The 23,112-nt window shown below is 69.6% G+C and carries 20 protein-coding genes and 1 tRNA gene; 2 read left to right on the top strand and 19 right to left on the bottom strand.

All coding sequences use genetic code 11. From position 1 onward, the window contains the following. Window positions 1–82: 82 nt before the first annotated feature. From E3O22_RS00775 to topA, 12 genes are all read right to left on the bottom strand, one after another. Entirely contained in the window at window positions 83–1,369 is a 1,287-nt protein-coding gene (locus E3O22_RS00775; RefSeq protein WP_198410545.1) for an MFS transporter, read from the bottom strand. A 423-nt stretch (window positions 1,370–1,792) separates the two neighbouring features. Continuing rightward, the gene (locus E3O22_RS00780) at window positions 1,793–2,542 is read right to left on the bottom strand and encodes an alpha/beta fold hydrolase (RefSeq protein ID WP_241976460.1); all 750 of its coding nucleotides are present in this window, start codon (window positions 2,540–2,542) and stop codon (window positions 1,793–1,795) included. Between the two features lie 77 nt (window positions 2,543–2,619). Further along, the gene (locus E3O22_RS00785) at window positions 2,620–3,210 is read right to left on the bottom strand and encodes an isochorismatase family protein (RefSeq protein ID WP_134395644.1); all 591 of its coding nucleotides are present in this window, start codon (window positions 3,208–3,210) and stop codon (window positions 2,620–2,622) included. Window positions 3,211–3,238: 28 nt separating this feature from the next. Further along, window positions 3,239–4,657, bottom strand: coding sequence for a D-alanyl-D-alanine carboxypeptidase/D-alanyl-D-alanine-endopeptidase (locus E3O22_RS00790; RefSeq protein WP_241976461.1), 1,419 nt, complete (start codon window positions 4,655–4,657; stop codon window positions 3,239–3,241). 44 nt (window positions 4,658–4,701) lie between these two features. Next, a complete protein-coding gene (locus E3O22_RS00795; RefSeq protein WP_134395645.1) occupies window positions 4,702–7,002 on the bottom strand; it encodes a bifunctional diguanylate cyclase/phosphodiesterase in 2,301 nt (766 codons plus the stop codon). A 265-nt stretch (window positions 7,003–7,267) separates the two neighbouring features. Continuing rightward, complete coding sequence (locus E3O22_RS00800) at window positions 7,268–8,266, bottom strand: Gfo/Idh/MocA family protein (RefSeq protein ID WP_134395646.1); 999 nt, start codon at window positions 8,264–8,266, stop codon at window positions 7,268–7,270. Window positions 8,267–8,514: 248 nt separating this feature from the next. Further along, window positions 8,515–8,590, bottom strand: a tRNA-Thr gene (locus E3O22_RS00805). A 45-nt stretch (window positions 8,591–8,635) separates the two neighbouring features. Next, window positions 8,636–9,274 (bottom strand): TetR/AcrR family transcriptional regulator, encoded by a 639-nt coding sequence (locus E3O22_RS00810; RefSeq protein ID WP_134395647.1) that lies wholly within the window; start codon window positions 9,272–9,274, stop codon window positions 8,636–8,638. Between the two features lie 45 nt (window positions 9,275–9,319). Then, the gene (locus E3O22_RS00815; RefSeq protein WP_134395710.1) at window positions 9,320–10,801 is read right to left on the bottom strand and encodes an alpha/beta hydrolase; all 1,482 of its coding nucleotides are present in this window, start codon (window positions 10,799–10,801) and stop codon (window positions 9,320–9,322) included. Window positions 10,802–10,902: 101 nt separating this feature from the next. Beyond that, window positions 10,903–12,066, bottom strand: a complete 1,164-nt coding sequence (locus E3O22_RS00820) for a DNA polymerase III subunit delta' (protein ID WP_134395648.1) — start codon at window positions 12,064–12,066, stop codon at window positions 10,903–10,905. 326 nt (window positions 12,067–12,392) lie between these two features. Beyond that, window positions 12,393–13,049 carry a dTMP kinase gene (gene tmk / locus E3O22_RS00825; RefSeq protein WP_134395649.1) on the bottom strand — a complete coding sequence of 219 codons (657 nt, stop codon included), beginning with the start codon at window positions 13,047–13,049 and terminating at the stop codon, window positions 12,393–12,395. Beyond that, window positions 13,046–16,069 (bottom strand): type I DNA topoisomerase, encoded by a 3,024-nt coding sequence (topA, locus tag E3O22_RS00830; RefSeq protein ID WP_134395650.1) that lies wholly within the window; start codon window positions 16,067–16,069, stop codon window positions 13,046–13,048. Before topA ends, tmk begins: the two co-directional genes overlap by 4 nt. A gap of 138 nt (window positions 16,070–16,207) precedes the next feature. Between topA and E3O22_RS00835 the strand changes: the two genes are divergently transcribed. Next, a complete protein-coding gene (locus E3O22_RS00835) occupies window positions 16,208–16,447 on the top strand; it encodes a hypothetical protein (RefSeq protein WP_134395651.1) in 240 nt (79 codons plus the stop codon). 34 nt (window positions 16,448–16,481) lie between these two features. Here the strand turns inward: E3O22_RS00835 and E3O22_RS00840 are convergent, their stop codons facing one another. From E3O22_RS00840 to E3O22_RS00860, 5 genes are all read right to left on the bottom strand, one after another. Further along, on the bottom strand, window positions 16,482–16,865 hold the full coding sequence (locus E3O22_RS00840) for an Rv3654c family TadE-like protein (RefSeq protein WP_241973528.1): 384 nt from the start codon (window positions 16,863–16,865) through the stop codon (window positions 16,482–16,484). A 59-nt stretch (window positions 16,866–16,924) separates the two neighbouring features. Next, window positions 16,925–17,371, bottom strand: coding sequence for a TadE family protein (locus tag E3O22_RS00845; RefSeq protein ID WP_134395652.1), 447 nt, complete (start codon window positions 17,369–17,371; stop codon window positions 16,925–16,927). Further along, window positions 17,352–17,615, bottom strand: a complete 264-nt coding sequence (locus E3O22_RS16660) for a DUF4244 domain-containing protein (RefSeq protein WP_134395653.1) — start codon at window positions 17,613–17,615, stop codon at window positions 17,352–17,354. Before E3O22_RS16660 ends, E3O22_RS00845 begins: the two co-directional genes overlap by 20 nt. Window positions 17,616–17,727: 112 nt before the next feature. Then, on the bottom strand, window positions 17,728–18,732 hold the full coding sequence (locus E3O22_RS00855) for a type II secretion system F family protein (RefSeq protein WP_134395654.1): 1,005 nt from the start codon (window positions 18,730–18,732) through the stop codon (window positions 17,728–17,730). After that, window positions 18,729–19,937: a TadA family conjugal transfer-associated ATPase gene (locus E3O22_RS00860; RefSeq protein ID WP_134395655.1), complete on the bottom strand. Its 1,209-nt coding sequence runs from the start codon at window positions 19,935–19,937 to the stop codon at window positions 18,729–18,731. The genes E3O22_RS00855 and E3O22_RS00860 overlap by 4 nt, the downstream gene beginning before the upstream one ends. A gap of 437 nt (window positions 19,938–20,374) precedes the next feature. On the opposite strand from E3O22_RS00860, the gene acs reads away from it, so the two are divergent. Then, the gene (gene acs / locus E3O22_RS00865) at window positions 20,375–22,330 is read left to right on the top strand and encodes an acetate--CoA ligase (RefSeq protein ID WP_104170784.1); all 1,956 of its coding nucleotides are present in this window, start codon (window positions 20,375–20,377) and stop codon (window positions 22,328–22,330) included. A 103-nt stretch (window positions 22,331–22,433) separates the two neighbouring features. Here acs and E3O22_RS00870 read toward each other — a convergent pair whose 3' ends face one another. Then, window positions 22,434–22,904, bottom strand: coding sequence for a RidA family protein (locus E3O22_RS00870; protein ID WP_134395656.1), 471 nt, complete (start codon window positions 22,902–22,904; stop codon window positions 22,434–22,436). A gap of 3 nt (window positions 22,905–22,907) precedes the next feature. Then, window positions 22,908–23,072, bottom strand: a complete 165-nt coding sequence (locus tag E3O22_RS00875) for a DUF4177 domain-containing protein (RefSeq protein WP_134342594.1) — start codon at window positions 23,070–23,072, stop codon at window positions 22,908–22,910. Between the last annotated feature and the right edge of the window lie 40 nt (window positions 23,073–23,112).

The raw sequence follows: 23,112 nt of genomic DNA on the forward strand, positions 1-23,112 counted from the left end.
TTCTCTCGCACGTCCCCAAACGGATGCACATGCATGGAAATCTCTGTAAAACTTTTTTGCGGGCTGCAGGTCGCGCGCGATTTCATCGGCTCGCCGCGGCGCGATGCAGGGAGATGTCCCGGCGGAAGACCAGCATCACCACCACCAGCGACACGGCCGAGAACGCGGCCCCGCCCGCGAACATCGCCGGGTAGCCGAGCCACGGCTCGAGCAGGGACAGCGCCAACGGCACGAAGAACCCCAGGTAGGTGATGCCGTAGTAGATCGCGGTCAGCCGGGCGAGGTGGTCGGGCGGCGCGATCCGCTGCACCTCCTGCAGCCCCGACACCATCAGCAGGCCGTACGCGGCGCCGAGCAGGGCCGCCGCCGGCAAAATCAGCCAGAGCACGGGTGGGCTCACGGCGACGGATGCGAGCAGCAGCGACCCGACGGTCAGCATCAGCGCGAACATGATGCCTCGGGCATTGTGCCCGGCGGTGATGCGGTGGCTGAAGAGCTGCAGCGACGCTCCCGCGACGAGAGCCACCACGCAGAGCAGGGCCGCGAACGCCACCGGCGCGGACGGGATCTCGGTCGCGGCGAGCGCCGGCAGGATGGCGTAGGCGGTCGTGGCCGTTCCGAAGACCCACGGCGCCACCGGCACGATCAGGAGCAGGAACCGCGGGTACGGGGAGATGGCCGGGTGGACGGCCGGCAGGGCCCCGGCCGCGATGCCCCGTCCCTGGGACTCCGGGGTGCCGAACAGGAGAAGGCCGAAGAGCACGGCGATGACGGTGTGCGCCGCGTACGGCAGCACGCCGGGGAACGGCGCCCACTGGGCCAGCGCTCCGGAGCTCGCCGCGCCGAGTGCGAAACCGAGGGACAGCGCGATGGTCGCCCGTCGTGCCCCCGAGGAACGGTCGGCCCCGAAGTCGAACGGTCTCGCGGAGAGTTCCTTCACCCAGCTGGTGCCCACGGCCATGGCCAGGCCGAGGGCGACGCCGGAGAGGATGCGGCCGGCCAGCAGCATGGGCACATTGCCCGCGGACAGGGCCAGCAGCACGCTCCCCGCGATCGCGACCCAGGGCGCGGGCAGCATCAGCGGTCGGCGGCCGAACCGGTCCGACAGCGGGCCGGCGATCAGTAGCGCCGGGATGATGCCGAGTACGTAGGCCCCGAGCAGCAGGTTCGCCAGCTGGTTGGAGAACCCGTCCGCCTGTCGGTACATCACCAGCAGTGGGGTGAATTCGTTGCCGCCCCAGGCGACGGCGAAGATCGCGGCGGCCGGCGCCAGCCAGTACTTCCTGCCCCGGGCGCCGGTGAACGAGCCGGATCCGGTGGTCGAACCTGTCGAAACCGAACCCATCGCATCCTGGATGTCGGTTGTCATGACGGTCCCCCGGTCGGCATTCGGCGGCCTCGGCAGCGAGGCCCGCACACCCCCAGCCTAGGGGAGGCGCCGGGGCTCACTCCCCCGCCGGCTCCGAACCAATTCGACGGAGATTTTGCGATATGAGCGGGTTTTCGGAGTGTTGGACGCGGTTATGGGCAGAATCTCCGTCGAATTCGTCAGGGACAGGGCCAGGTCGAGCCGAGCTCGCGCGTGTGGCCAACTCAGGACATCCGTCGCCCGGTGGCCCGGCCGCCCCGGACCAGTGCGGAACCAGCGCGGATGTCCGGGCCGGCCCGGACGGATCTCCTGAGTTAGCCCCAACGCCGGCCGGTTGCCCAGCAGCGCCAGCCGGATGCGCAGCATCTCTTGTGCGGTTCGGGCAGCCCCCACGCGCTCCGCCACAGCCCGGACTCGGGGCGCTCAGGCCAGGAACTGCAGTGCGGCGCGCTTGAACTCGCGGGAGGTGAGCGTGTTCACGTGGTCCCGGCCCGCCAGCTCGAGGTAGTCGGCACCACGCGCGCGGGCGAGTTCGGCGACCCCGGCGGGGATGGAGTCTGCGCCGCCGGCGACGTAGAGCACGGGGATTTCGGCCGGCACGTCCAGCGAGGAGCCGGCCACCCCGCCGACACAGGCCACGAGGGCCTCGCGGTCGGCGCCGGCGGTGATTGCGGCACCCAGTATCGCCGCGATCGACGGGTCGGCGGAGACGGTGCCGTCGGTCACGAACCGGCGCACGGCATCCGGATGCCACGTCTCGAACAGTTCGTCCGGCCCGGCTCCGCCGAGCACCAGTCGGCGCACCCGGGACGGCGCCAGCCGCGCGAGCGCCGCCGCCACACGCGAGCCCATCGAATAGGCGACCACGTCGACCTGCTCCAGGCCGAGGGCGTCGAGCACGACCACGAGGTCGGCGGCGAGTTGCCGGGGCAGGTAGTCGATGCTGCGGTGCGGCTTGTCGCTGCGTCCGTGACCGCGGAGGTCGAGGGTGATCACGCCGCGCCCGGCGTCCTGCAGGGCTCGCACCCAGCCGGTGCCGACCCAGGTGACCTGCGATGTCGACGCAAACCCGTGCACGAGCAGGATCGGGCGCTCGCCGGGCACGACGTCGTAGGCGATCCGCACGCCGTCGAGGCGCCGCGCGAACAGCGCCCCGCCTGCAGAGCCCGCCAAAGCAGAAACCGCCGGAGCAGAGCCCGCCGCGGCCGGCCCCGACGGCGTCGGACTCGCCCGGTCGGTCACCCCCACGCTCAGACGACCACGTCGGAGGTGACGAGCACGGCACCGGCATAGGCCAGCTCGCCCAGGGCCGCGTCACTCGTGTCCGGGGCGACGCCGGCGACGAGGTCGGTCAGTACCCGCACATGCTGGCCATGGCCCCGCGCGTCCAGGCCCGACGCGCGCACACAGTGGTCGGTGGCGAGGCCGACGATGTCGATGTCGGTCACCCCGTTCGCGATGAGCAGCTCGCCCGTCTTCTCGCCGTCCTCCGAGATGCCGTCGAAAATGGAGTAGCCCGCTTGGCCCTGCCCCTTGCGAATGTGGATGGTCGTGTCCGGCAACAGCAGCGAGGGGTGGTACTCGGCGCCGGGGGTGCCCGCCACGCAGTGCACGGGCCAGGAGTCCGTGGAGTCGGGCTCGCCGGCCCGGGCGAAGTGGCCGCCGTTGTCGCTGTCGGGGTCGTGCCAGTCGCGGGAGGCGAAGATCACGTCATAGGCATCCGGATGTTCCGCCAGCAGCGCGCTGACACCCGCGGCCACCGCAGACCCACCCTCGACGGCGAGGGCCCCGCCCTCGGTGAAATCGTTCTGAACGTCGATGATAAGCAGGGCCCTGGTCACGGATTGCTCCTTCTGTCGCCGGTTGTAGTCAGGAGTTTGACAGGTTGTCGCCGCAACGGAAGAACCCGGCGGTGATGGTGTCGAGCGCCTGCTTCGCATTATCGCTCACATCCCCGAGCGCGTAAACGGCGAAGGTGAGCGGCGTGCCATCGGCCGCCCGGATAATGCCGGAGAGCGTGTAGCCGGTGTCGATCCAGCCCGTCTTGGCGAAGACGGAGCCGTCGGCGACGGCGTTGTCGCCCGTGAACCGGTCGCTGTAGGAGAGCGATCCGGTGGGTCCACCGGCGATCGGTAGGCCATCGAAGATGACGCCGAGGTCGCCGTCGCGGGCGTTGATCTTGACGAACAGCCGGGTGAGATACGACGGCGGTACGGCGTTGTCGTCGCTGAGGCCCGAACCGTCCCGGATGATGATGCCGGTCGTGTCGATGCCATAGGCGTCGAGCGCCGTGACGACGGACTCCTGCAGGGCGCCGAAGGTGTTGCCGGCCCCGGACTCCACCGCGACGAGCCGGGCGAGCATCTCTGCGAGGGTGTTGTCCGACACGATCAGCGACTGCCCGATCAGCACGGACACGGGCTGGGACCGGGCGGCGGCGAGCTGTTCGGCCCCGGCCGGCGCGGTGCCGACGCTGACGCTCACGCCGCCGCCGAGCGCGGCGGCGAAGGCCGCGCCGGCGCGCCCGACGGGGTCGGAGCTGCGTGAAGAACTCTGACGTGAGGGGTCGTCGCGGTCACCGTCGACCTGCAGGGCGGTCACGTCGGGCATGGAACCGGCGTTGCGTTCCAGTTCATCCCAGCTCGGTTCCCAGCCGGGCCCGCCGAAGAACGAGGCGTCCAGCACGAGGGAGGTGATCGGCGGGTTCTCCGGGTTCGCCTGCCAGGCGGCGAGGGTCTGGCGGGCGAGCTCATCGACGTGGGCTGCGCCGGGGTAGACGGATTCCGTGCCGGTGGGCAGGCGCGTGAGGGTGAGGTCTCCCCCGCCGACCAGAACGACAGACCCCGGCGTGCTGCCGGTGACGACGGTGGTCGTGGCCCGGTAGTCCGGTCCGAGCACCTCAAGGGCGGCGGCGCTGGTCAGCACCTTGAGCACGCTCGCCGTGCGTGAGGAGGTATCGCCGCCGCGGTCGAAGAGCACCTCGCCGGTGCTGGCGTTGACGACCTGGGCCTGGAATTCAGCCAGCCGGGGGTCGGCGGCCAGCGCTGAGACCGAACACGTACGCAGGTTTCTGGCATCGGAGGCGGTGGCCGGCACGGGGCGCTCCGAAACGGGTTCCGCGGCCGGCACGTTCACGCTCGCACCGGTGTTCGCCGCGGCGATGGAGGCGGTGGCCGCGGCATCCGGGGCCCGGGTCGACGCCCCGATCAAAACGGCACCGGCGCCCAGCAGCAGCGCCACGGCGACGAGAACGGCCGCGAGGCGTTTGCGAGGCTTCGGTTCTTCCACCCGTGAACCCTACCCGCCGGGCGTGTGAGTCACCCTGTGCTTCGCTAGCGCGTGGCCCCCGGCGCGTGCCGGGCGGCGAGCCAGGCATCCAGTTCCGCGGCGGGAAGCGGCCGGGACATGTGGAAGCCCTGGGCCTCGTCACAGCCGTACCGGGTCAGCTCGGCGTAGGCGACGGCGTCCTCGACGCCCTCCGCCACCATGCGCACGCCGAGACTGTGCGCGAGCGCGATGATCGAGGCCACCAGGGCCGCGGCCCTGGCGTCGTCGGCCATCGGGAACACGAAGGACTTGTCGAGTTTGAGCTCGTCGATCGGCAGGTCCCGGAGGTAGGCGAGGGAGCTGTAGCCGGTGCCGAAATCATCCACGGCAATGCGGATGCCGCTCTCTCGCAGACGGATCAGGATGTCCCTGGCCCTGGCCCGGTCTTCCATCAGGAACTCTTCGGTGATCTCCAACATCAGGTCGGCGGCCGACAACCCCCGCACCTGGATCATGGCGGCGATGCGTGCGGGCAGATCGGACTCGATCAGGGTGCTGGGAGACATGTTGACCGCAACGGTCAGCGGTGTTCCCTGCGCACGCCAGACCGCGGCCTGGTCGAGCGCCTTTCCCAGCACGATCCGGGTCAGGTCGCGCATGAGCCCGACGTCTTCGGCCAGGGTCAGGAACAGGTCGGGAGGCAGCAGACCCCGGCTCGGGTGCTGCCAGCGCACCAGCGCCTCCACACCGTGCACGTGCCCGGTGGCCAGCTCGATCTTGGGCTGGTAGTGCAGCACGAGTTCGTCCGTGGCGAGGGCGCCGCGCAGGTCTTCCATCATCCGCAGCCTGGAGTCGCCGTGATCGTCGTCGGAGCAGACGAAGACGTGGTGCCCGCTGCGGGAGGACTTGGCCTTGTACATGGCCATGTCGGCCTTGCGCAGCAGCACCTTGAGGGTGTCACCCTGGTCGGGGAATAGGGCGATGCCGATGCTGACGTTGGACTCGATCGCGATGCCCTCCAGCGTGAACGGCCGGGCCAGGACCGCCCGCAGCCGCACGGCCGCCGCCACGGCCTCGTCGTGGCCGGCGTCCTGGATCAAAAGCGCGAACTCGTCGCCGCCGAGCCGGGCGAGAAGATCGCCCGGTCGTCGCTGATCGAACAGGCGCGATCCGGCCTGCACCAGCAGCAGATCGCCGACGTCGTGGCCGAGACTGTCGTTCACTTCCTTGAACCGGTCGATATCCAGGAGCAGCAGGGCGCTCCGGCGGCCGTCCCCGGGCGCGAGGTGAGCGGATGCCTCGGCGTAGAGGGCGCGCCGGTTCGGCAGCCCGGTCAGGTCGTCGGTGCTCGCCTGGCGGTGAAGGTCGGCCATCCGCCCGATCTGCCGGGAGGCGAGCTGGGTGCGCACGGTCCCGAGCACCAGGGTCACGCCTGCGAGGAGCACGGCGCCTGTGGAGATCTTCACCTGCGTGCCGAGGACGAGCACCGCCATCCCGGCGATCGTGGCTGCCCCGGGCACCGCGAGGGTCCACACGCCGCTCAGGGGGCGCCGGGCGGTGACACCGGGCCGAGCCAGGTCCCACGCCCAGACCGCAATGAGGGTGAGGCCGAGCGCCCAGCCCGCATCCAACGGCTCCCCGAAGGTGTACGTTCCGGCGGAAACCTGGAAGGCGTAGACGGCGTCGGTTGCCGCGAAGATCAGGAGTCCGAGCACCAGCAGGGCCCACCGTCGGCCCACGTCGAGTCCGCGGGCGGCGGCAATCCCCGTGATGACCGACACGAGCAACAGATCGAGCAGAGGGTAGCTGGCGGACACCAGGGCGGCCGGGGAGGGCGGCCAGACACCCGCGGATGCAATCACCGGGCTGAGCAACACGGCCAGCACGGATGCCGCGCCAAGCGACCCGATGGCTCCGTCCACCAGGACCGACCGGGGTATTTCACCACGCTGACGGTGGACCAGGACAGCGAGTCCGGCCAGAATCAGCGGATAGAAAAGCGTGTAACCGATGTCGGCCGGAGACGGAAACGAGAGGGTCGCCGCGCCCGCGAGCAGGTAATAGGTGCTGCCGAGGGTAAAGGCCGTCATCGCGGCCGACACCAGAATCAGCTGCGTGCGGCCGCGCTCCGCGCAGAGCGCGGCTGCCCAGCAGAGCAGGGCCGGGAGCCCCGCAGTGATTAGCGACAAGGAGCCGGTGAAAACCGGGCCGAAGGAGGCGAACAGGCCGATCGCGTAACCGATCAGCAGCACCCACATCAGCCACAGGATCCAGCGGCCGAGCCGCGCATGGCGAAGGGAGCGGTCATCGATTCGATCCGCGTGCGCGTTGGCGTGCATCGGATCCCCCGCTCCCGTTGCGTCCACGCTAGCCGAGCCGTCATGGGCAGACGGACCAGCGCCACCGAGTAAGACCACCCCAGAACGGGGGGTGGCGTCATCCGGCGCGTGGAACGACCTCGAGCGGTGCGACGACGGAGCACGCGACCAGGGTGCCGAGGAGCCGCAACGGCCACGTATGGGGGGCGGTGAGGCCGGTTCGTGACACCACCACGGGATCCACGCAGCGCCATTGCCCCCTCCCGCTCTACTGGTCAGATTATCGACCGGAGCACAGCGCACGGACTCCCGCTTACTCCCCGGGGTACCGCAGGCCGATTTGCGCGCGCACCAGGTCGAGCGTCTCCATGATCGCCACCACTTCCTCGACCGGCAGGATGTCGCTCGAGATCTTGCCGGCCCGGATCAGGTGCTCCGCTTCGGCCGCCTGGTAGTGCATGCCGCGCCCGTTGATCTCGGCGGTGAAGGTCTCGATGACCTCGTTGGCGCTGTTGAGCACCCGGAAGTCCGTGGGCGCGTACCAGACCCGGTCGATGTCGATGCGGCCCAGCGTGCCGAGGATGGTGGCCGTGTTCGGGCCGGTGGTGTTGCTGGCCGACAGGGTTTGGGCGATCTGCCCGCCCGCGTAGCGGAAGGTCGTGGCGATCTGCGCGTCGGCGCCGGTGGCCTTGAAGGTGGCGGTCGCGAGGATCGTCTCGGGGCGTCCGAACAGTTCGGACGCGAAGGTGAGCGGGTAGATGCCGAGGTCGAGGAGCGCCCCGCCGCCCAGGTGCATGGCGTTCAGCCGGTGCGCCGGGTCATCCGGCAGGTCCTGGGTGTGATCGGCGATCAGGGTGCGCACGTCGCCCAGGGTGCCCTCGGCGAGGATCTCGCGGATGCGCACCATGTGCGGCAGGAACCGGGTCCACATTCCCTCGAGCACCAGCAGCCCCAGGGTCGCGGCGAGGTCGACGATCTCGCGGGCCTCGGCGCCGTTCAAAGTGATCGGCTTCTCGATCAGAACATGCTTGCCGGCATTCAGGGCGAGCTTGGCGTTCTCGGCGTGAAACGGATGCGGGGTCGAAATGTAGATGATGTCGACATTCGGGTCCGCGGCCAGGGCCTCGTAGCTCGGATGAGCCGTGGGAATGCCGAACTCGGCTGCGAAGGCATCCGCCGACGCCTGCGAGCGGGAACCGACCGCCTGCACGTGGAAACCGTTCAGAACCAGGTCGTTGGTGAATGCGTGGGCGATGCCGCCCGTGGCCAGGATTCCCCAGCGGATCGCGTCGGTGCGGGTTGTGTCGGTCATGGGATCAGCCTAGCGATCGCGTGCGGCCGGCGGTCGAGCACGTCACGACCCGGCGCCCCGGCCCCGGACATCCGTGGGGACGGCACGGCAACTCCGGATCTCCGCGTATACGTGACGACGGATGCCCCGGTCGGCCCAGTCAGCCGCAGGTTGCGGGCTCAGTAGGGCGGCATCAGCTCGATGAGCCGCGCCGCGAGCGTGCGGGGGTGTGCGCGGCGCGAGCAAAGCCACGGCTGCCTGCGTTGAGATGGAGCCGCCTATCAGAATCGAACTGATGACCTTCTCATTACGAGTGAGACGCTCTACCGACTGAGCTAAGGCGGCGTCACGATTATTCCTCTCGGAAAATCTCGGACACAGCAACAAAGCTTAGCTGGTCTTCAGGGTCATCTCGTACAGGTCCGCGAAGGATGCCGCGACGTGCGCGGCCAGGGGGCGGGCCGCGTCGGAGTCGGCCCAGCACCGCCAGGCGTGGCGGAGCGCGGCCACGGCCACCAGGGTGAACAGGAGCGCACGCTGCTCAAGCTGCGCCGACCCGGCGCCGAGCTCGGGGTGGTCGACGACGAAGCGCCGGGTGACGATCTCCTGCAGTCGACCCTCGAAGTTGCGCAGGGTGGCCATCCGCATCCCGAACAGGTAGGGATTCTCCTTCATGACCTGACGCCGCAGCTGGTGGATCTCCCGGTCACCCTCGGTGTTCCTGAGGCTGACCGAGAGCAGCGCGGCCAGCTGGGCCAGGATGTCCCCCTCGGGGCCGCCGTGCACGAAGGCCTCGATCTGCTCTTCGGACGCGAGATCGAGTTCGTCGCCGACCAGCGCGGCATCCTTCGAGGGGAAGTAGTTGAAGAAGGTGCGCGGCGACACGTCGGCGAGCCGGCTGATGTCCTCGACAGTCACCTTCTCGAGCCCCCGATCGCAGGAGAGCGTCAACACGGCGCGCTGGATGGCGCGTCGCGTTGCGAGCCGCTTACGTTCGCGTAGGCCCGGTTCCTCGTGGTGCAGCGACATGCCTCAATTCTTACACAGCGCGCAAATCTGCAGCCAGGCGGATGCTCAGCACATCGGGTCTTCGGCCGGAACCGTGCCCTTCAGCAGGTAGTCGTCGACGGCCGAGTTCACACAGTCGTTCGATTTGTTGTAGGCGGTGTGCCCCTCGCCGGTGAAGGTGACGAGGTGTCCGCTGGCGAGCTGCTCCGACAGGTTCTCGGCCCAGACATAGGGTGTGGCCGGGTCGTTGGTGGTGCCGATGACCAGGATCGGGTCGGCCCCCTCGGCGGCGATCTCGGACCGCTCCCCGTCAAACTGATAGGGCCAGTTGGCGCAGCCGATGTCGCCGAACGCCATGTACTTGCCGATCGTCGGGGCGGCCTGTTCGATCTCGGCGGCCTGCGCGCGCATCGAGGCGGGATCGTCGTTGTAGCTGTAGTCCACGCAGTTGATGGCCAGAAAGGCCTCGGTCGCGTTGTCGCGGTAGGTGCCGTCGGCGGACCGGCCGTTGTAGCCGTCCGCGAACTGGAAGGCCATGTCGGCGTCGCCCTGCAGAACGCTCGCGAACATCTCGCTCAGGTTCGGCCACGCGGTGGCTTGGTAGAGCGGGTAGATGATGGCGGTGAGCAGCGTGTTCGCGCCGAGTCGACGGCCGTCGGTGGCCGTGATCGGGCTGACGTCGACCGAGGCGAGCAGGGATCCGATGATAGTCATGGCCTCGTCGACGGTGCCGTCGAAGGGGCACTCCTCGCCGGCCAGGCAGTCGGCCAGGTAGGAGCGCAGCGCATTCTCGAACCCGGTGGCCTGCACCCGGGTCACATCGGCGTTGCTGGTGGACGGGTCGAGGGCGCCGTCGAGGGCGAGGCGTCCGACCCGCTCGGGGTAGAGGTCCGCGTAGGTCGCACCGAGGAAGGTGCCGTAGGAGTAGCCGAGGAAGTTGAGCTTCTCGTCACCGAGCGCGGCGCGCAGCAGGTCGAGGTCGCGGGCTGCGCTGAGGCTGTCGACGTGTGCGAGCAGGGGGCCGGTGTTCTCCTGGCAGGCGGCCCCGAAGTCGACGGCGGCCGTCGACAGCTCCTGGATCCAGGCGTCGCTCCCCCGCACCGCGGCGGGCAGGCCGTAGAGGTACTCGTCCATCTCCGCCGGTTCGTAACAGCTCACCGCCGAGGAGCGGCCCACCCCGCGCGGGTCGAAACCGACGACGTCGAAACCGGCCTGCAGCTTCGCATCCGTGGCGTAGTCGAGGGAATCCTTCACGAAGTCGTAACCGGAGCCGCCGGGGCCTCCGGGATTGACCAGCAGGGAACCCACCCGGGTGCCCGTGGCCGGATGCCGCACCAGCGCCAGGTCGACCGTCTCGCCGCTGCCCGGGTCGGCCCAGTCGAGCGGCGCCGAAGCCGTGGTGCACTGCAGGCCGGAGTCGCAGTCCGCCCACTTCAGCACCTGGTTATAGAACGGTTCGAGGTCGGCGTCGACCTTCTCCCCGGTCGGGACCGAGGTGGTCGGCGCCTGCTCCGGCAGGAACAGCGGCACGCAGCCGCTGAGGCCCATGGCGAGCACCAGTGCCAGGGCGGTGGCCCTGGCACGCACCGACAGGGTGCGCACGCGAGTTCGTCTGGTCAACGGATTCCCCTTCTGGGACGTGTTCTCGGTCACCGGCGGATTGCCGATACGAGCATGGCCTCGAGGGCCAGCGCCGGCGCCACGTTCGATTCGATCCGTTGCCGGGCTTGGGCGATCGCGTCCAGGGTGAACAGCGTGGCGGCGGGCGCACAGACGGCTCCCGCCGCCCGCACTTCCCCTAAGAGTTCCCGGTTGATGACGCTGGTCTCCCGGCCGAGCTGCACCATGATCACGTCGCGGTACAGCGACGTGAGGTCGACCAGGATGCGGTCGATCCCGTCGCGGAGGCTGCGGGTGGCCCTCCGCTTCTGGTCGTCTTCGAGGGCCTTGATCTGGCTGCGCAGTCCGGGCGGGACCGACTGTCCCGGCTCGACGCCCAGGGAACGCAACACGCCCTCGCGCTCAGCGGCGTCGCGCTCGAGCGTGATCGCCTTTGCGTCGTCACCGGCGATGGCGAGCAGCCGGGCCGCCGCATTCACCGCCGCCGACACCCCACGGATGCCGAGGGCCGCCCGCAGGGTCTCCTCGCGTCGCGCTCGCGCCTCGGGGTTCGTCGCGAGGCGGCGGGCCATGCCGATGTGGCTCTGCGCCTCCCGCGCGGCCCGTTCGGCGGTGGCCCGGTCGACACCGTCCCGGGCCACGAGCAGCTCGGCGACGTCGTCGATGCTCGGCACCCGCAAGCGCACCGATCGCACGCGGGACCGGATCGTGGGCAGCAGGTCGGCCTCGCTGGGAGCGCAGAGGATCCACACTGTGCGCTCCGGCGGCTCTTCCAAAGCCTTGAGCAGAACGTTGGAGGTGCGCTCGACCATGCGATCGGCGTCTTCGACCACGACCACCCGGTAGCGGCCCACCGACGGCGAGTACTGCGAGCGCTTCACGGCCTCTTTGACCGAGTCCATCTTGATGATGACGCCCTCGGTGGAGAGCACGGTCAGGTCGGGATGCGTCCGGGCGTCGACCAGGCGGCGGGCGCTCTCGTCGCCGGCCTCGGTGCCGGGGCTGAGCAGCGCGGTCGCGAAGGCGAACGCGAGGTTGGAGCGGCCCGAGCCGGGCGGCCCGGTGATCAGCCAGGCGTGCGTCATGGCCGATCCGGCGCGCCCCTCGGCGTCTCCGTCACTCGGACGTTCGGCCGCCGCGCGGAAGATCGCGATCGCTCTCGCCTGACCCGTCAGGCCATCCCACACAGTCATCGGACCAGAGTACCTTTCGTCGGTGACAGAGGGCTTAGAGCCCGTCCAGCCGGCGCCGTCCGCTGGTTGCGCCCCCGGCAGAGCTCGTCCAGTCGGCGCATTCCGTCCAGCCGGCGCAGCACCGCGCCTGGTGCCGAACCAATTCGACGGAGATTTTGCCGAAAACGGCCGGTTTGGGGCCGAAAACAGGGTCCAGGGCCAAAATCTCCGTCGAATTCGCACGGCGCACAGCGCACAGCGCGCGGCGAGCCCGCGCGTGAAACGGATGCCGCCGCAGCGGCGGGCCACCGGGCAGCGGCGGCCTCGGACATCCGTTCACACCATCCCTAGAGCAGCGCGGCGACCCGGTCGCGGATGACGGCGGCGATCTCGGCCACCGGACGCCCGGCGTCCACGACCAGAATCCGCTCCGGCTCGGCGTCGGCCAGGGCGAGGAACGCGGCGCGCACCCGGCGGTGAAAGTCGCTCTTCTCCGCCTCGAGCCGGTCGAAGGGCTTGTTCTCGGCGTCGAGTCGGCCGCGCGCCACTGTCTCGTCGAGGTCGAGCAGCACGGTCAGAGCGGGCAGCAGTCCCTCCGCCGCCCAGAGCGACAGATCACGCACCGCGGTGGCGTCGAGCACCCGTCCGGCACCCTGGTAGGCGACGGATGAGTCCAGGTAGCGGTCCTGGATCACCACTTCGCCGCGGGCGAGCGCCGGCCGCACCGCGGTCGCGATGTGCTGGGCCCGGTCGGCGGCGTAGAGGAGCGCCTCGGCCCGCGGTGCGATCTCGCCGCGGTGGTGCAGCACGATCTCACGGATGGCGCCGCCGACATCCGTTCCGCCGGGCTCGCGGGTGCGCAGCACGGTGCGCCCGCACTGCTGGAGCCAATCGGTGAGAAGCTCCGACTGGGTCGTCTTGCCGCACCCGTCACCACCCTCGAGGGTGATGAACAGCCCGGCAGCGGCGGTACCGGTCGCGGCTTCCGGAACTTCTCGGGTCACGACAGCGACGATGCCTGGGTCGCGGCCTTCGCGGCCGCGGTGGCCGCCCGGGTCGCCGCGGCCTTGGCCGCCGTCGCGGCCTTCTGAGCCGGGGTGCGCTGAGCACGCACCGTCGTGGTGGCACCCGACGGAGTCGGCTTTGTGACGACCGCCTTCCGAGCCGGGGCTTTCCTGGCCGCCGCCTTCTTCGCGGGGGCCTTCTTGACCGCCGTCTTCTTGGCCGGGGCCTTCTTCGCCGGCGCCTTCTTGACGGCCGGGCCCTTGGCGCGCTTGTCGGCGAGCAGCTGCACGGCGCGGTCGAAGTCGACCTCCTCCACCGTCTCGGCTTTCGGGATGGTGGCGTTGGTGATGCCGTCGGTGACGTAGGCGCCGAACCGGCCGTCCTTGACCTTGATCGCCTTGCCGCTTTCGGGGTCGGGAGCCTCGAACTCCTTGAGCGCGCTCGACGCCCGCCGGGCGCCGTACTTGGGCTGGGCGTACAGGTCGACCGCACCGGCCAGGTCGATCTCGAAGATCTGGTCCTCGCTGGTCAGTGACCGGGTGTCCACGCCCTTCTTGAGGTACGGGCCGAACTTGCCGTTCTGGGCCGTGATCTCCGCGCCCGTCTCCGGGTCGAGGCCGACCACGCGCGGCAGGGCGAGCAAATGCAGGGCCGTGTCGAGGTCGATCGTGGCGAGGTCCATGGTCTTGAACAACGAAGCCGTGCGCGGTTTCACCGCGGCGACCTTCTTCGCCGGGGGCTTGCGCTTGGGCTTCGCGGCCGCGGCCGCCGTTTTGGTCGTGGAGGCAGCTTCGGCGGCGGCCGAATCGGCCAGCAGGGTCACCTCGCCGGTGACCGGGTCGATGGTCTCGCCGGGTTCAACGACCTCGACCTCGGGCTCCAGTTCGGTGACGTAGGGGCCGAACCGACCGTCCTTCGCCACGATCCGCTTGCCGTTCTCCGGGTTCTCGCCGATCACGCGGTCGGTGATGACCGGCGCATCGATGAGTTCGCGGGCTTTCGCCGGGGTCAGCTCGTCGGGGGCCAGGTTCGGCGGGATGTTCACCCGGCGCGGCGGGGCATCCGGTGCCGCGCCCGGGTCGATGACCTCGAGGTAGGGACCGTACTTGCCGATGCGCAGGGTGATGTCGTCGCCGATGGGCATCGAGTTGATCGAGCGCGCGTCGATCTCGCCGAGGTTGTCGATGACCTGCCGCAGGCCGCGGTGCTTGTCGGAACCGAAGTAGAAGCTGGTCAGCCAGTCCACCCGGTCGGCTTTGCCGTCGGCGATGCGGTCGAGGTCGTCTTCCATCTCGGCGGTGAAGTCGTATTCGACCAGGTCGGAGAAGTACTCCTCGAGCAGGCGAACGACGGAGAAGGCGATCCAGTTGGGCACCAGCGACTGGCCGCGGGGGGTGACGTAGCCGCGCTCGGTGATCGTGGAGATGATCGACGCGTATGTCGAGGGGCGGCCGATGCCGAGCTCCTCGAGCTTCTTCACCAGGCTCGCCTCGGTGTAGCGGGCGGCCGGGGTGGTCTCGTGGCCCTTGGCTTCCACGTCGAGCAGGGTCAGCTTCTGGCCCTCTTCGAGCGGCGGCAGTTTGGACTCGGTGGCGTCGGTGGGTGCGTTCCGCTCCTCGTCACGGGATTCCTCATAGGCCAGCATGAAGCCGCGGAACGTGATCACGGTGCCGCTGGCGGCGAATTCCGCGAGCACCCCGGATGCCGCGGGGTGCGTGGACGTGCCGGTCGGCCCGGCCGCGATGGTCACCGACGCGGTCGAGCCGGTCGCGTCCGCCATCTGCGAGGCGACGGTGCGCTTCCAGATCAGGTCATAGAGCTTGAAGTCGTTGCCGCGCAGGGTGGAGGCGAGCGACGGAGGGGTGCGGAACGTGTCACCGGACGGACGGATCGCCTCGTGCGCCTCCTGGGCGTTCTTGCTCTTGCCCTTGTACAGGCGAGGCTTGTCGGGCACCGTTTCGGGGCCGTAGAGCGCCGCCGCCTGGGTGCGCGCGGCCGTGATCGCCTGCTGCGACAGCGACGGCGAGTCGGTTCGCATATAGGTGATGTACCCGTTTTCGTAGAGCGACTGGGCCACGCTCATGGTCTGGCGGGCGGTGAAGCGCAGCTTGCGGGCCGCCTCCTGCTGCAGGGTCGAGGTGGTGAAGGGCGCGGCCGGGCTGCGACGGTAGGGCTTGGCGGTCACCTTCGTCACGGTCAGGGCGACCGACGGTTCCTTGAGGGCGGTGGCCAGGGCGAGGGCGGATGCCTCGTCGAGCGTGACCGCCGTCACCTTGGGTTTCAGCCGGCCGAGGTCGTCGAAGTCGCCGCCGGAGGCGATGCGCTCCCCGCCCAGGCGCACGAGCTTCGACTGGAACGCGGAATCCGTCCGGGACGCGCCGGGAGCGAGCTGGGCGATCAGGTCCCAGTAGCCGGCCGACACGAACGCGAGGCGCTCGCGTTCGCGCTCGACGACGAGGCGGGTGGCCGCGGACTGCACGCGGCCGGCGGACAGGCCGGGGCCGACCTTGCGCCACAGCACGGGGGAAATCTCGTAGCCGTAGATGCGGTCGAGGATGCGCCGGGTCTCCTGCGCGTCGACGAGGGCGGTGTCGAGGTCGCGGGTGTTGTCCTTCGCCTGCAGGATGGCTTCCTTGGTGATTTCGTGGAAGACCATGCGCTTGACCGGCACCTTGGGCTGCAGGACCTGCAACAGGTGCCAGGCGATGGCCTCGCCTTCGCGGTCCTCATCAGTTGCGAGCAGGAGTTCGTCGGCGTTCTTCATGGCCCGTTTGAGTTCGGCCACGGTCTTCTTCTTCGCGTCGGACACGACGTAGTACGGCTCGAAACCGTTTTCCACGTCGACCGAGAACTTGCCGAGTGGACCCTTTTTCAGTTCGGGTGGCAGGTTCTTGGGCTCGATCAAGTCGCGAATATGACCGACCGAGGACAAGACCTCGTATCCGTCGCCCAGGTACGCGGCGATCGATTTCATCTTCGTCGGCGATTCGACAATGACCAGCTTCTTAGTGCCTGGCACCAGACTCCTCTTTATAGGTACGGGTCCAAGTGGGCCATGGCACACCATACACACTTCAATATGGTGCCTGCCTAATCGACCACGCCGCGCGAGACCATTGGGGGTTGCCAGGCCTGCGCTGCCGGAGACAATTGGAGCATGGCGAATTCAGCGACGGGCACGTACACCGCGAAGCTCACGGACGGCCCCCTCCAAGGCAAGACAGTCACCACCCAGTTCCTGGAATCCGGCGATCCCCGGCCGCGGATCGAGATCCCCGCCGACGGCAGCAAGCGCTACCTCTATTTGCGCGGCTCCGGCCTCGAATTCGACTCCAGCACATTCCCGGATCGACCCACCGCCGTGGACTATCGCTACATCGAGGCCCTCTTCGACTGAGCCGCCGGCCGCTCTCCCGCCGGCAGAGACGAGGTCAGCCGGCGGGGCCGACGGGCGAATCGGGCGGCCCGGCCCGTGCCTGCGCGCCCAGCTCGAACCCGAGGTAGCCGCGCACCGCGGTCACCGATGCGATCAGCCCGTCCACCGTGCAGACGGTGACGGATGCCCCGTTCAACCTTGCGGCTTCGGCCGCCGCCGCGCAGGGAACCCCGGCCACGGCGCCCGAGGCGGTGTCGGCGGCGGCAAGCGCCGCGGCATCCGCTGCCCCCTGCACCGCCTGGCCGACCACCAGCGCGGCGAACAGCGGCAGCAGCACCGCCGTCAGGAGCATGACCGCGCCCAGCACCCCGACAGCAAGCACCGTGCCCGAGCCGCGCTCGGGTGCTGACCAGTGCCGCCGCACACCCCGGCGAGTCACGGTCCGCCGCCGCCGTACAGCCCGGGAAGTCAGCGTCCGGGACCTCCCCCGGCGGGGCCTCACCGGCCACCGCCGAGCGCGCAGGACCCGGCCCGAAGCGTAAGGCCGAAGGCCGCGAAAGCGCCGAACGAGCTCGGTGCGCGCAGGTTTACGCAGACGAACTCACCCCGGCGCTCCGGGGTCATCGAGGCACCCCGCACCGCCCGCTGCACCAGCCCAGAGGCCCGGTCGACGCTGTCGCCGCGGGAAAGGGACCGGGCGGCGTCGGCCGCGGCATCCGTGAGGCGCACCTGCTGGCCGATCACCTGCAGGGCGCCCAGGCAGCAGGCGAGCACGAGCAGTACGGCTGGGACGACCGTCGCGAACTCGGCGGTGATGCTGCCGCGGTCGCGGGGGCGGTCCCTGGGGCCGGGGCGGCGCCGCGGGCGGCTTCGGGCGCTCGGGGCGTCGTTGGAGTGCCCGTCGGAGTGCCCGTCGGGCCGGCGGCTACCCCACGGAAAGCGCATTGCGCACCAGATCGGTCAGGATGCCACGCACCTCGTCGCCGCGCAGGATGACGATCAGCAGGCCGGCAAATCCGACCGCCGCCATCGTGGCGACGGCGTATTCGGCGGTGGCTGCACCCGTCTCGGCGTGCAGGCCGCGCGTAAGCCGGAACCGGTCGGGGCGCGGAAGCCGGGGTGCCGGTGCCGCCCCGCGGAGAGAATCGTGGCCGAGACCGGGGTCGGTGGTCGGTTCGTTGGTGGGCATTCGTTCGTCTCCTTCTCGCATCGGGCGACGCGGTGTGTGGGCGGCACGAGTGGTCTCAGACTGGCGCGGGCGACGGCGGAACACCGACAGCCGCTCGCTTCGGTGCAGAACTTCAGAAAACGAGCACTGTGGACGAGAGGACGGTCATCAACAGCGGCAGCACTCCGATCAGCATGAATGCGGGCAGCACGCACACCCCGAGCGGGATCATGAGCGTGACCGCGAGGGTGGCGGCCCGGTGCTGGCCGTCGCTGCGGGCCTGCCGGCGCAGCTGGTCGGCCTCGCTTCGCAACAGCTCCGCGGCGGGAACTCCGGCGCGCACCGACAGAGCGAGCACCTGGTCGATGCTGGCCGCCGAGTCCGTGCGGTGCAGGGCGAACCGCTCTGCCGCCGCGTCGACCAGGGTTCGGGCGCGGTCGACGGAGCCGCCGCCGGTCATGGCAATGGCGGTGAGGTCCAGTTCGAGCCCGGGGGTCGGGTCCCGTGCCCGGGCGGAGTTCACGAGCCACCGGTTCCAGCGGTCCGCCGCCACCATGAGGGCGCCGCCGCCGGCGAGGCAGGCCCAACCGGGTGCGGTGAGGAACAGCGTCTGCAGCGTGTTGAAGCCGAGAAGACTGCCGAACAGCACACCGACGACCGGCAGGAACGCGACCATCCGTGCCGTGGCGCTCGGACCGGCGAGCGCCACGGCGAGGTCGGCGTGCAACTGGCCGAGGTCCCGGAAGGATGACGCCAGTTGCCGCAGGCAGGAGGCCAGCGGCGCTCCGGCCTGGGTGGCCACCTGCCAGGCCGCGGCGAGGCCCAGCCAGGCGGTGCCGATCTGGCCGCCCAGTGCGCGGGCCTCGGCGGCCACGGCGTCGGCGATGTTGTCGCCGCGGCGCCCGGCGTCGGCCGCCGCCCGGATGATCTGCGCCCCCGATGAGGGCGGTGTCGGCGACAGAGACTTTTCGCCGACGGGGTGCGAAGCGACGGGTTCGAGGTAGGCCCACGCGGATGCCGGGGAGACGCCGGCGGCGAGGAGAACCGCGATGCGTTGGGTCACCTGCGCCACCTCCTCGATGGCCGGGCTGGCCGGACCCTGCCGTCGCCTCACGCCGAGCCACGTGCCGACTCTCATTCCGACTCTCCAGTGTCGGCGGGCGCGGCGGCCCGCCGCCCGTGTGTGCGGACCGGTCTGGGCGGGCCGGACTCCCCCGGGGCCAAGCGGTTCCCCGGGGACGCGGCGATCACCTGCAGGCGGTCCCGGGCGTCCAGCGCGAACCGGCCGAGCGGGGCGAGCCGGCGGCGGCCCTCGCGTCGCTCGAGGTGCAGCACCAACCCGATCGCGCTCACTGCCTGCCGGGCCACCGCTTCCGGACTCAGTCCGGCGAGAGCGCCGAGGGCCTCGAGTCGGGCCGGAACGTCGTGCAGGGAGTTCGCGTGCAGGGTGCCGGCGCCGCCGTCGTGGCCGGTGTTGAGCGCGGCCAGCAGCTCCCGGATCTCGGCACCGCGGCATTCGCCGAGCACCAGCCGGTCGGGGCGCATCCGTAACGCCTCGCGAAGGAGACTTTCCAGGCCGATCCGGCCGGCCCCCTCGAGGTTCGGCTGCCGAGCTTCGAGCGCCACGACATGCGGGTGGTCGATGCGCAGTTCGGCGACGTCCTCGATGGCCACGATGCGCTCCCCAGGCGGTGCCTCGCCCAGCAGCGCCGCGAGCAGGGTGGTCTTGCCGCTGCCGGCGGCTCCCGTGATGAGCAGGTTCTCGCGCCGGTGCACGGCCGCGCGCAGCCGGTCGGCGACGGCGACGGATGCCTCCCCCACCCCGAACAGACCCTCGGCGGCGAGCGCGGCCAGGCTCAGCCGCTCGGCACGAGGCAACCGGATGGACAGCAGCGTGCCCGTGCTCGACGCCGGCGGCAGCACCGCATGCACCCGGATGCCGTCGGACAGCCGCACATCGACGCAGGGGCTGGCCTCGTCGATGTGTCGCCCACCGAGTGCGATCAGGCGCACCGCCAGTTCAGGCACAGCCGGTTCCGGGCTGCTCCACTGCGGGTCGTGCAGCAGCCCGTGGCCGGCGTCCACCCACAGCCCGGCGACGCCGTTGACGAACAGATCGGTGACCTCGCCGTCGGCGGCAAACTCGGCGAGCGGGCCGAGCACGGATACGTCGAGGTGCCGGATCGCCGGGAGCACACCGGGGCTGGGCACACCGGGGCTGGGCACACCGGGGCTGGGCACACCGGGCGGCGGGGCATCCGTGCGGCGGTCGGGAGCGTCGACGGAAGGGCGGGCAGGCACGGCCCTGCGATACGACGGGACGGCGACGAACGGCTCGGGCATGCCCCGACGTTAGATCGGCGGTGGGAGCGCCGCCGGCCCCTGCGCCGGATCGAGGAGAACCCGAGCCGACCGCCGACTGGGGAGGACCGGGACGCACCACCGCGAAAAACCACCGGTTAAAAAAGGGGGGCGGCACCTATTGGGGGGAACAGGTGCCGCCTCGGCCGTGCGCTGATTGGGGGGAACCAGACACACCGCAGGTCAAAACTTTCGTTCGGACGAGAATCAATGTACAAGGGGAATTACAGATGCGCAAGTCCCCTGTGTCCTCATAAATGAGGACACAGAACCCGGGCGCCTGATGAGACCACAATTGGGGGTGGGAACTCGCCGCAATTCTGCGCAACCTGGGCGACACAGGTCGCCGTGTAGGGTTCAGGAGGGGCTTGATTATCGCGCCCGATACACGCAGCGCATCGCAAAGGAGCGACATACGTATGAGCGTCAAGATCGATAACCTTCTCCATGAATCCCGCAGATTCCCGCCGACACCGGAATTTGCCGCACAATCCATCGCGAAGCCGCAGATCTATCAGGACGCCGCGGACGACCGTTTGAAATTCTGGGCTGATCAGGCCCGCGAGCTTCTGCACTGGCATAAGCCGTTCACAAAAACCCTGGACTGGACCAATCCACCGTTCGCCAAATGGTTCGAAGACGGCGAATTGAACGTGGCCTGGAACTGCCTCGACCGGCACGTGCTGGCCGGCAACGGCGACCGGGTGGCGCTGCACTTCGAGGGTGAGCCGGGAGACTCCCGCGACATCACATATGCCGAGCTCACTGCCGAAGTAAAGCGTGCTGCGAATGTGCTGACAAAACTCGGCGTGAATGCCGGGGACCGCGTCGCGATCTACCTGCCGATGATCCCGGAGGCCGTCATCTCGATGCTCGCCGTGGCCCGCATCGGCGCCGTGCACTCGGTCATCTTCGGTGGTTTCAGCGCCGAAAGCCTCCGTTCGCGCATCGATGACGCCAGCGCCGTGCTCGTGATCACCGCCGACGGCGGTTACCGCAAGGGCAAGGCGTCCGCTCTCAAGCCGGCCGTCGACGCAGCTCTGGAGGGCGGCGAGACCACCGTGCGCAACGTGCTCGTGGTCAAGCGCACCGACGGCTTCGTGGAGTGGTTCGACCGCGACCTGTGGTGGCACGACGAGCTCGCCTCGGTCGCGGGAGAGCATGAGGCGCTGGGCTTCCCGGCCGAGAACCCGCTGTTCATCCTCTACACGTCCGGAACCACCGGCAAGCCCAAGGGCATCCTGCACACCACCGGTGGTTACCTCACGCAGGTGGCCTTCACCCACAAGAACGTGTTCGACCTGCACCCCGAGACGGATGTCTACTGGTGCACCGCCGACGTTGGCTGGATCACCGGCCACAGCTACGTGGTCTACGGCCCGCTCGCCAACGGCGCCACCCAGGTGCTCTTCGAGGGCACCCCGGACACCCCGCACCCCGGCCGGTGGTGGGAAATCGTTGAGAAGTACAAGGTGAGCATCCTGTACACGGCGCCCACGGCCATCCGTACCTTCATGAAGCTGGGTCGCCAGATCCCGCAGGGCTTCGACCTGACCAGCCTGCGCCTGCTCGGTTCGGTGGGCGAGCCCATCAACCCGGAGGCGTGGATGTGGTACCGCGAGGTCATCGGCGGCAATGTCGCGCCGGTGGTCGACACCTGGTGGCAGACCGAGACAGGCGCGATCATGATTTCCGCCCTGCCCGGTGTGACGACGACCAAGCCCGGATCGGCGCAGAGCCCGATCCCCGGCGTCGTGATCGACGTGCTCGACGACGAGGGAAACCACGTGGGCCGCGACAACGGTGGCCTGCTCGTGGTGACCGAACCGTGGCCGTCGATGCTGCGCGGCATCTGGGGTGACCCGGAGCGCTTCAAGGAGACGTACTGGGAGAAGTTCGGTTCGGAGAACCCGCGCTACTTCGCCGGTGACGGCGCCCGCCTCGACCGGGACGGTGAGATCTGGCTGCTCGGCCGGGTCGACGACGTGATGAACGTGTCGGGGCACCGCCTGTCCACGGCCGAGATCGAGTCGTCGCTGGTGGCGCACCCGATGACCGCCGAGGCGGCCGTGGTCGGCGCGCACGACGACACGACCGGCCAGGCGGTGGTGGCGTTCGTCATCATCAAGTACAGCCACCTGGAGGAGTCCTCGCACGCGGACATCCAGGCCGTGCTGCGGGCGCACGTGTCCCAGCAGATCGGTGCCATCGCGAGACCCCGTCAGATCTTCATCGTGAGCGAGCTGCCGAAGACGCGCTCGGGCAAGATCATCCGGCGTCTGCTGCAGGATGTCGCGGAGGGCCGCGAGGTCGGCGACACCACCACCCTCGCTGACACCTCGGTGATGACGGCGATCATGTCCACCCTGAAGTAACCGGCGTCTAACCAATTCGCTCGGGCACGCACCCGAGCAGACACGCACCCGAGTAGACACACGAAAGCGGGCAGGCCCAGTGGGCCTGCCCGCTTTCTGGGGCTCAGGCGAAGGAGACGATGAGCTCCAGCTCGACCGGGGAATCCAGCGGCAGCACGGCGACGCCGACGGCCGAGCGGGCATGCACGCCCCTGTCGCCGAAGATCTCGCCGAGCACCTGGGAGGCACCGTTGACGACACCGGGCTGGCCGGTGAACGACGGGTCGGATGCGACGAACCCGGTGACCTTGACGACCTGCGTCACTCGGTCCAGCGATCCGATCGCGGCCTGGATGGCGGCAAGCCCATTCAGCGCGCACTGCCGGGCGTAGTCATGGGCGTCGGCGGCCGGCACGAGTCCGTGGCCGTCGCCGACCTTGCCGGTGGCCGGCAGCGCCCCCGAGATCATCGGCAGCTGACCGCTGGTGAACACCAGCGAGCCGGAGACCACGGCCGGCACATAGCTGGCCACGGGCGGCACGACGCTCGGCAGCTCGATGCCGAGCTCGGCCAGTCGGGCAGCGATCTGCGCCACGCCTCAGGCTCCTTCGGTGGCGACGGGGCGCTTGAGGTAGGCGACAAGCCCACCCTCGGGTCCGGGAACGACCTGCACAAGCTCCCAGCCCTCCGAGCCCCAATTGTTCAAAATGGCAGCTGTGTTGTGAATCATCAGCGGCGTCGTAAGGTACTCCCAGGCAGGCATAAGGCTCCGATTCAGGCGATTTTCCAGATTTAGCACTTAG

Source organism: Cryobacterium sp. TMT2-18-2, from assembly GCF_004402245.1.
Lineage (GTDB): Bacteria > Actinomycetota > Actinomycetes > Actinomycetales > Microbacteriaceae > Cryobacterium > Cryobacterium sandaracinum.

Excerpts from the sequence above, each read along its gene's own strand:
- E3O22_RS00775 (WP_198410545.1), bottom strand. The coding sequence starts at position 1,369 with ATGACAACCGACATCCAGGATGCGATGGGTTCGGTTTCGACAGGTTCG.
- E3O22_RS00800 (WP_134395646.1), bottom strand. The coding sequence starts at position 8,266 with ATGACCGACACAACCCGCACCGACGCGATCCGCTGGGGAATCCTGGCC.
- E3O22_RS00810 (WP_134395647.1), bottom strand. The coding sequence starts at position 9,274 with ATGTCGCTGCACCACGAGGAACCGGGCCTACGCGAACGTAAGCGGCTC.
- E3O22_RS00815 (WP_134395710.1), bottom strand. The coding sequence starts at position 10,801 with ATGGGCCTCAGCGGCTGCGTGCCGCTGTTCCTGCCGGAGCAGGCGCCG.
- E3O22_RS00820 (WP_134395648.1), bottom strand. The coding sequence starts at position 12,066 with ATGACTGTGTGGGATGGCCTGACGGGTCAGGCGAGAGCGATCGCGATC.
- E3O22_RS00835 (WP_134395651.1), top strand. The coding sequence starts at position 16,208 with ATGGCGAATTCAGCGACGGGCACGTACACCGCGAAGCTCACGGACGGC.
- E3O22_RS00845 (WP_134395652.1), bottom strand. The coding sequence starts at position 17,371 with ATGCGCTTTCCGTGGGGTAGCCGCCGGCCCGACGGGCACTCCGACGGG.
- E3O22_RS16660 (WP_134395653.1), bottom strand. The coding sequence starts at position 17,615 with ATGCCCACCAACGAACCGACCACCGACCCCGGTCTCGGCCACGATTCT.
- E3O22_RS00855 (WP_134395654.1), bottom strand. The coding sequence starts at position 18,732 with ATGAGAGTCGGCACGTGGCTCGGCGTGAGGCGACGGCAGGGTCCGGCC.
- E3O22_RS00860 (WP_134395655.1), bottom strand. The coding sequence starts at position 19,937 with ATGCCCGAGCCGTTCGTCGCCGTCCCGTCGTATCGCAGGGCCGTGCCT.
- acs (WP_104170784.1), top strand. The coding sequence starts at position 20,375 with ATGAGCGTCAAGATCGATAACCTTCTCCATGAATCCCGCAGATTCCCG.
- E3O22_RS00875 (WP_134342594.1), bottom strand. The coding sequence starts at position 23,072 with ATGCCTGCCTGGGAGTACCTTACGACGCCGCTGATGATTCACAACACA.